This window comes from Bradyrhizobium sp. AZCC 1578, from assembly GCF_036924675.1.
Lineage (GTDB): Bacteria > Pseudomonadota > Alphaproteobacteria > Rhizobiales > Xanthobacteraceae > Bradyrhizobium.
The window spans coordinates 7,366,293-7,378,336 of record NZ_JAZHRZ010000001.1; the positions used below are offsets into that span (position 1 = coordinate 7,366,293).

20 protein-coding genes are annotated in these 12,044 nt (G+C 63.3%); 12 read left to right on the forward strand and 8 right to left on the reverse strand.

The genetic code is table 11. The annotated features are described in order from the left end of the window. The first annotated feature begins 151 nt into the window (after positions 1–151). Positions 152–940, forward strand: coding sequence for an SDR family NAD(P)-dependent oxidoreductase (locus tag V1290_RS35150; RefSeq protein WP_334368640.1), 789 nt, complete (start codon positions 152–154; stop codon positions 938–940). Positions 941–1,050: 110 nt separating this feature from the next. Here the strand turns inward: V1290_RS35150 and V1290_RS35155 are convergent, their stop codons facing one another. Further along, on the reverse strand, positions 1,051–1,215 hold the full coding sequence (locus tag V1290_RS35155) for a hypothetical protein (RefSeq protein WP_334368642.1): 165 nt from the start codon (positions 1,213–1,215) through the stop codon (positions 1,051–1,053). A gap of 9 nt (positions 1,216–1,224) precedes the next feature. Next, positions 1,225–1,458 carry a DUF6894 family protein gene (locus V1290_RS35160; protein ID WP_334368644.1) on the reverse strand — a complete coding sequence of 78 codons (234 nt, stop codon included), beginning with the start codon at positions 1,456–1,458 and terminating at the stop codon, positions 1,225–1,227. Between the two features lie 250 nt (positions 1,459–1,708). Between V1290_RS35160 and V1290_RS35165 the strand changes: the two genes are divergently transcribed. Next, positions 1,709–1,894, forward strand: a complete 186-nt coding sequence (locus tag V1290_RS35165) for a hypothetical protein (RefSeq protein WP_028346367.1) — start codon at positions 1,709–1,711, stop codon at positions 1,892–1,894. A 55-nt stretch (positions 1,895–1,949) separates the two neighbouring features. Here the strand turns inward: V1290_RS35165 and V1290_RS35170 are convergent, their stop codons facing one another. The 3 genes from V1290_RS35170 to V1290_RS35180 form a co-directional block, all read right to left on the reverse strand. Next, on the reverse strand, positions 1,950–3,023 hold the full coding sequence (locus V1290_RS35170) for a hypothetical protein (protein WP_334368647.1): 1,074 nt from the start codon (positions 3,021–3,023) through the stop codon (positions 1,950–1,952). A 284-nt stretch (positions 3,024–3,307) separates the two neighbouring features. Next, positions 3,308–3,463 (reverse strand): hypothetical protein, encoded by a 156-nt coding sequence (locus V1290_RS35175; protein ID WP_334368649.1) that lies wholly within the window; start codon positions 3,461–3,463, stop codon positions 3,308–3,310. Positions 3,464–3,472: 9 nt separating this feature from the next. Continuing rightward, positions 3,473–3,706, reverse strand: a complete 234-nt coding sequence (locus V1290_RS35180) for a DUF6894 family protein (protein WP_028346366.1) — start codon at positions 3,704–3,706, stop codon at positions 3,473–3,475. A 324-nt stretch (positions 3,707–4,030) separates the two neighbouring features. Between V1290_RS35180 and V1290_RS35185 the strand changes: the two genes are divergently transcribed. The 4 genes from V1290_RS35185 to V1290_RS35200 all read left to right on the forward strand — a co-directional run bounded on the left by V1290_RS35185 (position 4,031) and on the right by V1290_RS35200 (position 6,013). Continuing rightward, complete coding sequence (locus V1290_RS35185) at positions 4,031–4,360, forward strand: hypothetical protein (RefSeq protein WP_334368652.1); 330 nt, start codon at positions 4,031–4,033, stop codon at positions 4,358–4,360. 255 nt (positions 4,361–4,615) lie between these two features. Next, positions 4,616–5,206: an NADPH-dependent FMN reductase gene (locus V1290_RS35190; protein ID WP_334368654.1), complete on the forward strand. Its 591-nt coding sequence runs from the start codon at positions 4,616–4,618 to the stop codon at positions 5,204–5,206. 160 nt (positions 5,207–5,366) lie between these two features. Further along, positions 5,367–5,717 carry a hypothetical protein gene (locus V1290_RS35195; RefSeq protein ID WP_334368656.1) on the forward strand — a complete coding sequence of 117 codons (351 nt, stop codon included), beginning with the start codon at positions 5,367–5,369 and terminating at the stop codon, positions 5,715–5,717. Positions 5,718–5,833: 116 nt separating this feature from the next. Further along, complete coding sequence (locus tag V1290_RS35200; protein ID WP_028346363.1) at positions 5,834–6,013, forward strand: hypothetical protein; 180 nt, start codon at positions 5,834–5,836, stop codon at positions 6,011–6,013. 72 nt (positions 6,014–6,085) lie between these two features. Here V1290_RS35200 and V1290_RS35205 read toward each other — a convergent pair whose 3' ends face one another. Continuing rightward, positions 6,086–6,310 carry a hypothetical protein gene (locus V1290_RS35205; protein ID WP_334369300.1) on the reverse strand — a complete coding sequence of 75 codons (225 nt, stop codon included), beginning with the start codon at positions 6,308–6,310 and terminating at the stop codon, positions 6,086–6,088. 123 nt (positions 6,311–6,433) lie between these two features. Here V1290_RS35205 and V1290_RS35210 point away from each other — a divergent pair, with 123 nt between their 5' ends. Beyond that, positions 6,434–6,613 carry a hypothetical protein gene (locus tag V1290_RS35210; protein ID WP_334368658.1) on the forward strand — a complete coding sequence of 60 codons (180 nt, stop codon included), beginning with the start codon at positions 6,434–6,436 and terminating at the stop codon, positions 6,611–6,613. Between the two features lie 36 nt (positions 6,614–6,649). Here V1290_RS35210 and V1290_RS35215 read toward each other — a convergent pair whose 3' ends face one another. Beyond that, entirely contained in the window at positions 6,650–7,561 is a 912-nt protein-coding gene (locus V1290_RS35215) for a ketopantoate reductase family protein (RefSeq protein WP_334368660.1), read from the reverse strand. Between the two features lie 298 nt (positions 7,562–7,859). Here V1290_RS35215 and V1290_RS35220 point away from each other — a divergent pair, with 298 nt between their 5' ends. Continuing rightward, positions 7,860–8,375 (forward strand): septal ring lytic transglycosylase RlpA family protein, encoded by a 516-nt coding sequence (locus V1290_RS35220; RefSeq protein ID WP_442894157.1) that lies wholly within the window; start codon positions 7,860–7,862, stop codon positions 8,373–8,375. 26 nt (positions 8,376–8,401) lie between these two features. Here the strand turns inward: V1290_RS35220 and pdxY are convergent, their stop codons facing one another. Beyond that, entirely contained in the window at positions 8,402–9,259 is an 858-nt protein-coding gene (gene pdxY, locus V1290_RS35225) for a pyridoxal kinase PdxY (RefSeq protein ID WP_334368664.1), read from the reverse strand. 109 nt (positions 9,260–9,368) lie between these two features. On the opposite strand from pdxY, the gene V1290_RS35230 reads away from it, so the two are divergent. The 4 genes from V1290_RS35230 to V1290_RS35245 all read left to right on the forward strand — a co-directional run bounded on the left by V1290_RS35230 (position 9,369) and on the right by V1290_RS35245 (position 11,714). Then, positions 9,369–9,638: a DUF2312 domain-containing protein gene (locus V1290_RS35230; RefSeq protein ID WP_028346359.1), complete on the forward strand. Its 270-nt coding sequence runs from the start codon at positions 9,369–9,371 to the stop codon at positions 9,636–9,638. Positions 9,639–10,140: 502 nt separating this feature from the next. After that, positions 10,141–10,410 carry a hypothetical protein gene (locus V1290_RS35235; protein ID WP_334368665.1) on the forward strand — a complete coding sequence of 90 codons (270 nt, stop codon included), beginning with the start codon at positions 10,141–10,143 and terminating at the stop codon, positions 10,408–10,410. A gap of 126 nt (positions 10,411–10,536) precedes the next feature. Continuing rightward, on the forward strand, positions 10,537–10,902 hold the full coding sequence (locus V1290_RS35240) for a hypothetical protein (RefSeq protein WP_334368667.1): 366 nt from the start codon (positions 10,537–10,539) through the stop codon (positions 10,900–10,902). A 98-nt stretch (positions 10,903–11,000) separates the two neighbouring features. After that, complete coding sequence (locus V1290_RS35245; RefSeq protein ID WP_334368668.1) at positions 11,001–11,714, forward strand: ROK family protein; 714 nt, start codon at positions 11,001–11,003, stop codon at positions 11,712–11,714. Positions 11,715–12,044: the final 330 nt, after the last annotated feature.

A 12,044-nucleotide genomic window follows, 5' to 3' on the forward strand; every position in this document is an offset into this window, starting at 1 on the left:
GGTGAGCCCGCCCATTATGAAAGGGAGCTTAAGACGGTTTCAGGCAAGGTGAAAGCAACCTAGCGATGCAGATGGCGCGCCGAATTGATACAGCGCAAGATGCGGTCGGTCTGTAGAATTGGCTATGCCTGTTTCGATGGGAGACGCGAACATGAGCCTGTTGGGTATGCCATTCGATCCCGCGCGCGAGGCCGCGCTCGTCACCGGCGCGGGCAACGGGATCGGCCGCGCAATTGCGCAGGCGCTGGTGGGCGAGGGCGTCCGCACGGTGTTTGCCGATGTGAACCGGGACACGGTTACGGCGGCAGCCAACGCGTCGCCGCGGCCGGAGCTGGCACTGCCCTGGGTCGGTGATCTCGCCGATCCCGCGGCGCGCGAGGCGCTGCTGGCTGACGCCGCGTCTGCCGTCGGGCGCGTGACGCATTTCGTGCACAGCGCCTCGCCACCGCGGCGCGAAGCCGATCATGCGCTCGGCGTCACCACGGAGATTTGGGCGCAGATGCACGCGGTGAATCTGGACGCCGGATTCCACCTCTGCCGCGAACTGGCGCGCAAGCTGATCGCCGACAAGACGCCCGGCTCGTTCCTGCTGCTGACCTCGCTGCATGCCGGCACGCCGCGCAACCTGCCGCATTACTCGACGGCGAAGGCGGGGCTTTCGATGCTGGTGAAGGAATTGGCCAAGACGTTCGGCCGCTTCAACATTCGCGTCAACGCCTTGGTGCCGGGCGCGATTGCGGCCGGCGGCTTCGTCGCCGATCCCGCGCTCGCAAGACACATTCCGCTCGGCCGGCTCGGCCAGGCCGAAGAGCTTGCGCCGCTGGCGCTGGCGGTGCTGTCGAACCGGATATCGGCCTATGTCACGGGCGCGGCGATCGCGATCGATGGCGGGCTGTCGCTGACGAACTGGTTCGAGCCGCCGGAGTTGGGGGATTTGTGAGAGGGCTGTAGGGTGGGCAAAGGCGCTCTTGCGCCGTGCCCACCATATCGCCGCGGCGGCGCACTAACGGTGGGCACGCTTCGCTTTGCCAACCCTACAAGACTACAAGACTACGCGACTCCTACGCCGCCTTGATGCTTCTCGTGCCATTTTGGGCCGGGGCCGCGCATGTAGTGCAGCTCGGGGCGATAGGGGTTGCGGGCAAGGTCGAGCAGAACCTGCAATCGCGCGGCGACCTGGTTCAGATATCGAAGAAGCGATTGCACGGCCAGCATGGCGACCTCTCAATGCGGCTCGCCGAGCACGGACGAAAACGGCAGGGCGAAGATTTCGACGTCGAGATCGTCGCTCGCATGCAGTGTCCAGTCGCGCCAGTCTTCCGGGCACTGCGCCGTAATCAGCGACTGCACGACGCGGGCGGCGTGGTCACGCGCTTCGGCCAGATTTCCGACGGCAAGGCCACGCTGAACGATGCGTACGCCCTCGGAATTGGAGCAGTGGAAATAGACTAATGCCATGTCCGACTCCCGCGATTGCGATTCACGCTGAAAAAATATCAGGCGGACGACCGGCTTGATATTCGGGGAGATTGCGGGCGGGATATTACGGGGGAGAGCCGCCCCGGGTGGAACCGCGCGATCCCAAGATTTGTCCTAAAATTATCTACTGCGGCAGGAGGAACGAGATTTTCGGTTCGGCCGTTTTGACGAGGAAGCCGCGACATTCGAATCACTGCGGCGAGGACGGATGCAACCCCGGGAGAGCAACATGATGTCGGAAATGCAGATCCACACGATTGCACGCCAGATGATGGAAAAGCACGGCCTCACCGCGATCGCACAAGCCGCACACAATGCACAGGCTTGCGAGAGCAGTGGCGATATCGAGGAAGCCAAGGAATGGCGTCATATCGAAGACGCCATGAAGCTGATGCGAGGCCCGCATCAGAGCTAGCGGATTTGTCCCGGATGCGGCGCGGCACAGCGCGCGGCATCCGGGACACAGTTACTTACCGCAGCGGCATCGGCGGGCGGACCACCGGCTCGCCGTCATCAGCCATGGTTTGCTGCGGCGGTGCCGGCGGCAGCGGCGCGGGGGCGGCGGCTGGCGGCGGAGGGGGGACATAGGCGGCTTGAGCCGGTGGATAGTAAGCCGGCTTCGGCTTCCGGACAGGCGCGACAGGCGCATTCGCGGATCGGGGCGGTGGCGGCGCGGCTGTTACCCTCGGGCGAAAATTCTGTTCGGGTCGGACCTCAGCAGCCCTCGCTTCCGAAGCTTTCATTTCGGCAGCCTTGTCGGTAGCCTTGGCAAATTCCCGCGCCATTTGCGCCTGGCTTGCCTTGAGCTGCGCGATAGTCGCCTTCAGCTCCTCGACCTGCTGGCCCATCGCGGCGAGATCCTGTGCCATGGATTGCAACTGGGCCGATTCCGTGGAGGGAGCAGCCGCGGCAGTAGCCGTGGGTTCGGGTTGAGCCGGTGCTGCCGTTGCCGCCGGCTCCGCTGCGGCCTGATCGGTTGCGGCGGCTGGAGCAGCCGGCGCGCTCGGTTGCTCGGCCACGACGGGCTTGGCTGCCGAAGGCAAGGCAGCCAGCACGAAGGGCGGCGCCCATTCGGCAGCCATCGCCTTGGCCTGATCGCCATAATGCTGCCAGGCGGCGGCACCAATGGCGCCGACCAGGGCCAACAGCGCCATCATCACGCGCTTCGTCCATTTGGCCATCGGCCGCTCGCCGGCGGCGTTCAGGCCATCCAGCTTGATCTCCTCGCCCGGTCTGATGTTGTCGGCTTGGACATCACGCATCTGGGCATCGCGCATGTCGGTGGTGCGAAACGTCGGTTCGACCTGCGGGGTTGGCGCGCTGATCGAAATCGCGGGCGCGACGTGAACCTGCGGCTTGGCCGCGGCTTGGACTTGCGGCGCAACATTGACCTGCGGCGCCACCGGTTGGACTTGCGGCGCTACGGGAGCGGTGGCCGGATCGTGGGCCAGCGGCGGCGCCTTGTGGGCGTGCGCGGCCAGCACCGATTCGATCGCAAAAACGTCGTGCGGATCAGCCTCTTTCAGTGTTGGCGTGGATTGCATTGGCGGTCCCTTGCTCAGTCCAATGTCACCCGAATCGGGGCGGCAAGCATGCTCTGCTGCGTGGAAAATCTCTGCCCTGGCCACCACACGGCCAGCGAGGTTTGACCAAAGCAAGGCGAGAGCGTGGAGAGGTTGGGGCTGTGGCTCCCCCCGCCGGACTGGAACCCGGGCGCAGCGATCATGCCTGCAGGCGGCCGGGCACGGGCGCGGCGCCTGTCATCGGGCCGCGCTACGCGCAGACCCGTTGGCGCTCCTCATGATGAGGAGCTTACGACGCAGTGAGGTTAGAGGACAGCGCCTGCGCTGCCTGCCGGATGCCTGGCGTGCCACTTTGGGCCGGGGCCGCGCATGTAGTGCCGCTCGGGACGATAGGGGTCGCAGGCGCGCTCGATCAGGTGGTGCCACCGTGCCATGATCGCATCCAGGCGGCGGAGCAACATGGCAACCTCTCAGTGCGGCTTGCCGAGGACGAAGGCGAAGGGCAGAACGAAGATCTCCTCGTCGAAATCGTCGCTGACATGCACGACCCAGTCGCGCCAGTCTTCCGCGTCCCGCCCCATGATGAGCGATCGAACGATGCAGGCGGCGCGGTCACGCGCCTCGGCGAGGTCGCTCACCGCTTCGCCGGATCGGTCGAGCCGGACTTCCCGGGAGTTTGAGCAGTGGAAATAGACCTGGGTCATGTCGGGCCTCCTGTTGCAGGCGATCTTCATTGTTGGTCGCAGGCTAGCCGGACAAGGTTCTGGCGCTCCGTGATGCACGTCACGGTCGCGTATTAGGATTTTGTTAAGACTGTAATGGTCAAATTTTAGGCATGGAATCGCAGCGGAACCGGACCTCCCGAGCCGGCAGTTGCAAGAGAAGGCCGGCGGCGTAACGCCCGTCGGCCTTTTCTCTTTGCGATCCGCAGCAAATCGCCGCTGATATTCACGGCGCTGTGAATTCGCCTCCGGAACCAGCATCTTACCTGCCCGTTCGCTCTTCATGTTCACATTGGAGAATGAGCGATGACAAAACTCACACTGCTCGGCGCGGCCGCCATCCTTGCGGTAGGGCTCGCGACGCCTGCGCTCTCGCAGGAAGCCACCCAGGAGCCCGGCATGATCGGGTTCTCCCACCCGAACTCCGACTATCTGCTCGGCGGATACGGCGTGCGAACGCCAAGCCGTTATGACTACAGCTATTACTACGGCCCGCGTGTGTATGGCCCGCGCGTGTATTATCGCCCGGGCTATATCGGCGGACCGGTTGGCGTGGCAGTCGGAACGGCGGCTGCAATCGCGGGTGCGCCGTACGTCGATTCATATGCCTATTATGACGGGCCCGGCTATTGGTAGAGCCGGACTAGCAATTTCAAAAAAGCGGCCGCAAGGCCGCTTTTTTGTTGGCTGCTTGAACCTTCAGCGGGTGGCTGCGGCATAGGACGACAGCAGCGCGAGGAAGATGCGAGGAAGATGATCGTGTTCAGCACGGTCGCGCCGAGGATGAGTTCGATCGCCTTGCCAAGGCCATCGAGGCGGCTTCAGGCCTTGCATGAGAATGGCGCGCATGGTTCCAGTGTCATCATCCAATGTCCTGAGGGTTGAGGTCTCATGAGCAACCGTATTCTCGTCCTTTACGGGTCCTACCGTTCCGACCGCATGGGCATTCGTCTCGCGCAGTTCGTCGTCGAGGGGTTTCGCGCGCGCGGCGATGATGTCGAGTTGATCGACGCCAAGGCGATCGGCCTGCCGATGCTGGACCGGATGTACAAGGAGTATCCGAAAGGTGGTGCGCCCGCGGCGCTCGAAGAACTTGCGGGAAAGATCCGCAGCGCCGACGGCTTTGTGTTGGTGACCGGCGAATATAATTGGGGCATGCAGCCGGGGCTGAAAAATCTCACCGACCATTTTCTGGAAGAATGGTTCTGGCGGCCGGCGGCGATCGCGAGCTATTCGGCCGGCCGCTTCTCCGGCGCACGTGCCGCGCTCGCCTGGCACGGCACGCTTTCGGAAATGGGCATGGTGGTGATTTCGAGTTCGGTCGCGGTCGGGCCGATCGCGCAGACGCTGAGCGAAGACGGCAAGCCGATCGGCGAGGGCGGCAAGGCGCTGGCGCACGCGTTTCCGCGCTTCGCCGATGATCTCGTGTGGTGGATGGAGGCGGCACGGGCGCAGCGGGAGCGCAAGAAGCCGCCTTATTGAGGGGCACATCTCCCATGCCCCGAACGGAGCGCAATGTTGGCGAAAACGCACCCACTTTTCGCCACGGCTGGACAGCAGATTGCGAATTGCCTGCCATCTTCCGCCTTTCTTGAGCTGCCGCAGGCAGCTCATCCATTTGCTTCATGCACGGGTAGAATTGATGTCGCCAACGAAAGCGCGCTGCGGCCTGCTTGTTCTTGTGTTGATGGCCGCGCTCTCCGGCCCGGCTGTCGCGCAGAATCTCGATCAGGGCAAACCGGCGCCGAAACTGTTTGCCGAAGGTTGCGCGTCCTGCCATCGCAGCCCGCGTGGGCTCACCAAGGGCCGCTTTCACCTCACGCTCTATTTGTTTTTACAAAAACACTATTCCACCGGCGCGAGCTCGGCCTGGGCGCTGACGTCCTATCTGGAATCCATCGATAGCGAAAAGCGCGCCGCGGCGAAGCCGCAGGCAGCGTCAGCCAAGTCGCGATCATCGATGCGTCCGCCGGCGCCGGTGCCGTCGCGATAGGCCGCGTCGCCATCGCTTGCTCACGGCAACGCTGCGAAATCTCCCCGACGCGGCCATCTTTTCGACTTTTGCCGGCATAGCATCATCAGCATGTGTGGTGGCGGGGAGTAATGACGATGGTAGTGGCTGAACTTCAGACCAAGGTGGAGAAGTACGAGAGCCGGGCCGGCAAGTGCGAAGCAAAGGCCAAGGAGGCCACGGACAAGGCGCAACAGGCCTTCTACGAAGGGCTGGCCGGCTACTACGCGAGCCTCGCCACGGATTTCCGCAAGATTCTCGAGAAGCGAACCGCGTAGGCGGCACCATTGGCGGATTACGCCTTCGGCTAATCCGCCAAATCTACGCTCTACGAAATGGCATACGCGTATTCACGCGCCGCCGATGGCGCGGGTGATCGTTCCGCCGCCGCCGCAATTGGGGCAGGGAGAGCCGTTGATGCGGCCCTTGCCGTGACATTCGGGGCAGATGTCGTCGCCGGTGCCGGGCGTCCCGGGGGCTGCTTCATCGCCGGGATTGAGCATTGAGTTGGCCGCCTGCATCTGGGCGTTCGAGCGCGTTTTGGTGCTTTGCGAATTTGGCGCCTTGTTCCGCATGGTGCGTGCCTCCTTGAGAGATTTGCGACAACGCCGTTGCGGGCAGGAGGTTGCGAGGATGCGCAACCTTCGCCGCTGCGAAAGCGTTGCAACGACATGACGGAACACCCGACGATGCACCCCATGACGAGCTTCAACCCATCGGAGCCCGCCGTCCTGCACGACCTCGCAAGCGACCAGATCATCACCTGGATCGGCGATGAGGCCGACGATTTCCGCCGCTTCAGCCGCGCGCGAGACGACGGCACAGTGGCGTGGCGGGAGTATGTGTTCGACGGCTGGGGAAATGTGATGGGCGGGTGAGAGCGCGCCAGACCAGTGTGCGCGGCATGCAGCCCGCTACTGCCGTTGCCGCGATATCTCCTTGCCGCGTTCGGCGAGCTTCACCATCACCTGCAGCGCCTGATTGGTCGGCGTCACGATGCCGAGTTCGGCGCCCTTGCGCACCACATGGCCGTTGAGAAAGTCGATCTCGCTGGGCTTGCCGCGGGCGAGATCCTGCGCGGTGGACGACATCTGGTTCGGCATCATGGTGGGGATGTTCAGGATATGCTCGAGGAGGTCGTCGGGAATCGAAACGCCGCACGCGCGGGCGACGGATATCGCTTCCTGCACCGCGCTTGTGACGACATCCCGGGTGCCTGCGACGTCCAGCATCGGCCCGTACGAAATGTTCGCCACCGCAGACAGCGCGTTGAAGGCGCAGTTGATGATCAGCTTGCTCCACAGCGTCCGGTCGATGTCGTCGGCGATCGTGATGCCGATGCCGGCGGCCTGAAGCATTTCGGCCAGCGCTGCGCTCGCGGCCGAGGGGCCGATGGCGAGATCGCCGCCGCCGTGATGCCTGACGTGGCCGGGACCGGCCATCTCGCTGCCGACATAGACGACGACGGGAATGACAGCGTGGCCGGTGACGGCAGAGAGGCGCGGTGCATTGTCGACGCCGTTCTGCAGGCTGAGCACGGAGGTTTCCGGCCGCAGTCGTCCGGCGAGCGACCGGCCGGCCAGTTCGGTATCGGCCGACTTCACGCAGACCAGCACCAGATCGGGCGAGGCGAGGGTAGTCGTGTCGGTCGCGGCGCGGGCGGGCAGGTACTCCCTGAAACTCGTGGTGTCCAGCAGCAGGCCATGGGCGTTGATGGCGTCGACATGCGGCGGCCGGCCGATGAACGTCACGTCATGCCCGGCTTTGAGCAGCAGTCCGCCATAGTAGCATCCGACCGCTCCGGCTCCGACGACTGCGACTTGCATGTTTCTCTCCCTTCGGCTGAGTGGGTCGGGTAGCTGATCTGAGCCGATGTCGCAATTCTGGCTGAACTCCTAATTCCTGTGACCCAATCACCACACTCGAACCAAATTGCGCTGAGGAAGCTGTGCCTGATCGGGTCCGGTCACGCTTCCGCCCAGATTCGGTCCCGCGATGGACGCGTGTTGGTTTTCGGCTTGGGCTGGGGCGCGGGCGGGGAAATGCAACATGTCTTCCATTGGCTGCACCAGTACTTCGTGCGTCGACGTCCGGGCAGGCCGGACTCAACTTGAAGCGCGATCAATCACGGCCGGGCGCGCAGGGAGATTCATACGACTGCTTGCTGTCACGCTGGGAGCGGCATCGCTTGCGGCTTGCGCGCAGTCCTCGGTCGTCACCCAAAAATCCGAGCTTCGCGCCAGCCGGCAGGCGTCGCTGGACCAGGATCGAACCACATCGTCCATGATGAAGAGGCGCGTGGCCGCCGTGAGAAAGCACACCCGGTCTGCGTCGCGCAGGGATGCAGGCGGCACCAAGACGGCCTCGCATGGGGTTGCCAGCTTCTACACCGAGGGAACGAAGACCGCGAGCGGCGAAAAGTTCAACACGATGGAAATGACCGCCGCCCATCCGACATTGCCGTTCGGCACCAAGTTGCGCGTGACAAACGTCGCGAGCGGCCAGTCGGTGACGGTACGGGTCAACGACCGCGGTCCCTACGTTCGGGGGCGCGTTGTCGACGTCTCCTATTCCGCAGCCGACGCGCTGGGAATGGTGGGGAAAGGTGTTGCCAAGGTCAAACTCGACGTCGTGCAGTAGCGGGTGAGTCGAGCGGGCTAATCGGCCTACGATCCGCTGATAGCGATGGGGTCGAACCGGCGCTTCGGATCAACAAGTGACGCTGCGCTCTCGACGATGCGCATTTCCTCCATGCCGCTGGCCGCGGTGCGTTCCAGCACGGCGAAGATGGCGGAGGCGGCGTGGCTGAGCGCTTCCGGCGTGTTTGCGCCGCGGAGGCGGGTGGATACCAACAGCGCGGCAAAGAGATCGCCGGTGCCGTTCGGACTGATCGGCAGTTTCGGCGTGCGCACGCGCCACGCCTTTGCGCGCTCGATGGCCAGCGTCTCGATCTCGCCTTCCGGCGTATCGGCCAGCTCGGCGCTGGTGACCACGACGGTCGACGGGCCGCGCGCCATCAGCGCGCGCGCCGCCGCGATTGCCTGATCGATCGTCGCAGCCTTCGTCCCGCACAGCCATTCGAATTCGAAATGATTGGGCGTGATGACATCGGCTAGCGCGCAGAGATGATCGCGCACCAGCGGGGGGATGTCGGCGTGGACGAACAGGGCGCGGTCGCGATCCCCGAGCACGGGATCGCAGCAATAGCGCAGCGTCGGATTACGAGCCTTGGCGCGCGCGACGAAGTCCGCAACCACGTTGGCGTTCTCGGCCGAGCCGAGATAGCCCGACAGGATCATCTGCGCGGCGTCGATCGCACCGCGCTCCTCGATGCCGCGCAGCAGATCGGCAACGAGATCTGCAGCGAGCACGCGGCCGCGGATGGTCGGATAGCCCGGCCGGTTGGAAAGCAGCGTGGTCGGCACCGCCACGACGTCGATGCCGTGCATCTGCATCGGAAACACCGCGGCGCTGTTGCCGACATGGCCGAAAGCGACCTGCGACTGAATCGAAATCACGTTCATGCGGATAAGTCTGGGAAATGGCGAATTGCCGGGCGGGAACCTGCCGAGGTTAACACATTGGTTATTTGTTTGCGGGCATTTTCACGATCCTATTCAACAAAGAGGCACCATGTCTGACATCACCATTCCCGGCGGGCGGATTCGTTCTTTCGTTGAGCGGATCGAGAACATCGACAGCGAATTGCAGGAGCTGAACGAGCAGAAGAAGGAAGTGTTTTCGGAGGCCAAGGGCGAAGGGTTTGACGTGAAGATCCTCAAGGAGATCATCAAGCTGCGCAAGCAGGACCAGGACGAGCGCGACGAGCGCGAAAGCCTGCTCGATCTCTACATGCGCGCCATGGAAACCGCGCCGCCGGAGAAGGAAGCGAAGGCGGCCTGATACAACGCTGGCCGAGCTTGTCCCGGCCCTCCACGTCTTTCGACTTCATCGTGTAGATAGCGGCCCCGCCAATTCATCGCGAGAGCGGCGGATTACGCGGCACAGCACGAGAGGGCGGAGCTCGCGGCTTACCCCTCTCCCCAACGCTCCCCCGCAAGGGGGGAGGGAGCCTGACGAGCGTGCTCATCTAACAGAACCATACAGTTGTTCTGGTCTGCACCGTCAGGGACGCAGCGTGGATGGGTTCCCTCTCCCTTACGGGAGAGGGTTAGGGAGAGGGGTGCCGCTTGCTCCGCTGCCAAATGGAGCCTCCGGCTTGCGCCGCGCCTTCTGATTTCCTGGCTGCAACGCGGAAAATTCCGGCGAACCTTTGCGACTGATCGCGCGACCAACGGCCGGTTCCGCATTCTATCCTCGCATGTGTGCATTGCAACAATGTGCTATTGCAGCGCAGCAAAATGACTATTAGGTCCGTATTTCAAGCTACCTATGGAGAACTGAAGTGAAGAAGATTTCCCTGTCCATCGCTGCCGCCGCTCTGCTCGCGATTCCGGCTGCAACTGGCGCTGTCGCGGCCGAGTTGCCGGCTTTTGAAAAGGCGGGCTTTCCGGTTTCGGCCGCGCAGGTTCAGGCGCTGGGCGCTGAAAACGTCCAGGAAGCGTCGCCGGTCGCAAATTCGGCCACGCCGTTTCAGCTCAGCGTCCTGACGCCGCGGAACAGGATCACGACCGCACAAGGCCAGACCGATACCACCGGTCGCGCCATTCGCTGAGCACAGCAGTTTGATCGGCGCTTGAGCTTAGCTTGTTACTGCAAGCCGTACACAGGCGCTGACGAGCGACCCACTAAGTCCCAGCCTTGCAAAAAAGCCCGCGATGTCGTCGCGGGCTTTTTCGTGATGAGCGCGTGCGTCGTCGGCGCGCAATCGCGAAGCAAACGCGTTGTTAAGAATTGGCTCGCGCTGATTTCTCGCGATTCCGATTCGTTCTTTGCGAACAAAGTGGAGTCGGATGGAGAACAAAGCTGTGGTGCTGCTTTTTCTTTGCTGGCACCGACGCGCCGATTGGATGCGAGCGAAGCGGCGGACTGCGCGGAGCCTGTCATCACTACGCGAGCGCTACTGCGCTCGTCGCGGGCCGCGCGTCGCATGAGCCGACGGGTCGAGCACGCATCCGTGCTGCGCAAGCACGAAGCAAAACGCGTTGTTAAGAACTGGCTCGCGCTGATTTGCACGATTCCGATTCGTTCTTTGCGAACAAAATAGAGTCGGATGCAGAACAAAGCTGTGACGCTGCTTGTCTCTCTGCTTCAGGTAAGCATCGGCTGGCGCTATGATCATCCGACCGAGCAGGGCGCGAATTCATGGCGAAGAAAACGGGCAAGCGGGCATCGCGGCATACGGTCCTCGTGATCGACATCGGTGGTTCGCGCGTGAAGGTCATGACGAGCAGGGAGCGAACCAGGCGCGCGTTTGCGTCCGGTCCCGAGCTATCCGCGAAAGTGATGGTGAGGAAGGTCAAGGCTCTGACGAAGGACTGGTCCTATGACGTCATCGCCGTCGGATATCCCGGACCTGTGGTCAACAACCGGCCCTTGTCGGAGCCTCACAATCTCGGTCTCGGGTGGGCCGGTTTCAATTTCGAAAAGGCCTTCGGCCGCCCGACCAAGGTCGTCAACGATGCGCTGATGCAGGCGATCGGCAGCTACCAGGGCGGCCGGATGCTGTTCTTAGGGCTCGGAACGGGTCTTGGCTCCGCGATGATCGTGGATGGCATTCTGGAGCCGATGGAGCTCGCTCACCTGCCGTACCGCAACGGCAAGACGTTCGAGCAATGCGTCGGTGCCGCAGCCCTCAAGCGCGTTGGCAGGAAGAAATGGCAACGCGCGGTCGATGACGTCCTGAAGCGTCTGCTCGCTGCACTGGAGCCGGATTACGTCATGCTGGGTGGCGGAAACGCCGACAAGATCGACAAGCTGCCGCGCAAGGTCCGCCTCGGCGCCAACACCAATGCGTTCGAGGGCGGATTTCGGCTGTGGAAGAAGGGGGCAGTCAAACCGCGCGGTGCACGCCGATAGAGAATGCCGTCCTGACGGCGTCAGTGAGTAGGAGCAGGCTATTGACGATCAGGGTCCGGTCGTTCGGTCGATTGCTCGACCTCTTGCCCCCAAGCGCCCTCAAGCGGCCGGGACGCCGCCGCCTGGTTGCCTCGGATATAGGATGGTCGCGTGATCCTGCGCTCGTAGTGGGAGGCGAGTTGCAGCAGCCGCCTCTTGATCAACGGGTCAGCTTGCTCGGCGAGGGCCCTGACTGTCCTTGCCCTTTCCCTGCAAAACTCGTCGTCCATATTCGTCCCCGGAACTCGAGCACCACGGGCGAAAGTGTAGGGCAGGTGGTTTGAACCGCGT

Coding starts and splice junctions, on each gene's coding strand:
- V1290_RS35205 (WP_334369300.1), bottom strand. CDS start 6,310: ATGCGGAACAAGGCGCCAAATTCGCAAAGCACCAAAACGCGCTCGAAC.
- pdxY (WP_334368664.1), bottom strand. CDS start 9,259: ATGAACGTGATTTCGATTCAGTCGCAGGTCGCTTTCGGCCATGTCGGC.
- V1290_RS35175 (WP_334368649.1), bottom strand. CDS start 3,463: ATGTTGCTCCGCCGCCTGGATGCGATCATGGCACGGTGGCACCACCTG.
- V1290_RS35240 (WP_334368667.1), top strand. CDS start 10,537: ATGAGCGCGTGCGTCGTCGGCGCGCAATCGCGAAGCAAACGCGTTGTT.
- V1290_RS35215 (WP_334368660.1), bottom strand. CDS start 7,561: ATGCAAGTCGCAGTCGTCGGAGCCGGAGCGGTCGGATGCTACTATGGC.
- V1290_RS35165 (WP_028346367.1), top strand. CDS start 1,709: ATGATGTCGGAAATGCAGATCCACACGATTGCACGCCAGATGATGGAA.
- V1290_RS35160 (WP_334368644.1), bottom strand. CDS start 1,458: ATGGCATTAGTCTATTTCCACTGCTCCAATTCCGAGGGCGTACGCATC.
- V1290_RS35245 (WP_334368668.1), top strand. CDS start 11,001: ATGGCGAAGAAAACGGGCAAGCGGGCATCGCGGCATACGGTCCTCGTG.
- V1290_RS35180 (WP_028346366.1), bottom strand. CDS start 3,706: ATGACCCAGGTCTATTTCCACTGCTCAAACTCCCGGGAAGTCCGGCTC.
- V1290_RS35185 (WP_334368652.1), top strand. CDS start 4,031: ATGACAAAACTCACACTGCTCGGCGCGGCCGCCATCCTTGCGGTAGGG.
- V1290_RS35200 (WP_028346363.1), top strand. CDS start 5,834: ATGGTAGTGGCTGAACTTCAGACCAAGGTGGAGAAGTACGAGAGCCGG.
- V1290_RS35230 (WP_028346359.1), top strand. CDS start 9,369: ATGTCTGACATCACCATTCCCGGCGGGCGGATTCGTTCTTTCGTTGAG.
- V1290_RS35210 (WP_334368658.1), top strand. CDS start 6,434: ATGACGAGCTTCAACCCATCGGAGCCCGCCGTCCTGCACGACCTCGCA.
- V1290_RS35150 (WP_334368640.1), top strand. CDS start 152: ATGAGCCTGTTGGGTATGCCATTCGATCCCGCGCGCGAGGCCGCGCTC.
- V1290_RS35155 (WP_334368642.1), bottom strand. CDS start 1,215: ATGCTGGCCGTGCAATCGCTTCTTCGATATCTGAACCAGGTCGCCGCG.
- V1290_RS35195 (WP_334368656.1), top strand. CDS start 5,367: ATGTCGCCAACGAAAGCGCGCTGCGGCCTGCTTGTTCTTGTGTTGATG.
- V1290_RS35190 (WP_334368654.1), top strand. CDS start 4,616: ATGAGCAACCGTATTCTCGTCCTTTACGGGTCCTACCGTTCCGACCGC.
- V1290_RS35170 (WP_334368647.1), bottom strand. CDS start 3,023: ATGCAATCCACGCCAACACTGAAAGAGGCTGATCCGCACGACGTTTTT.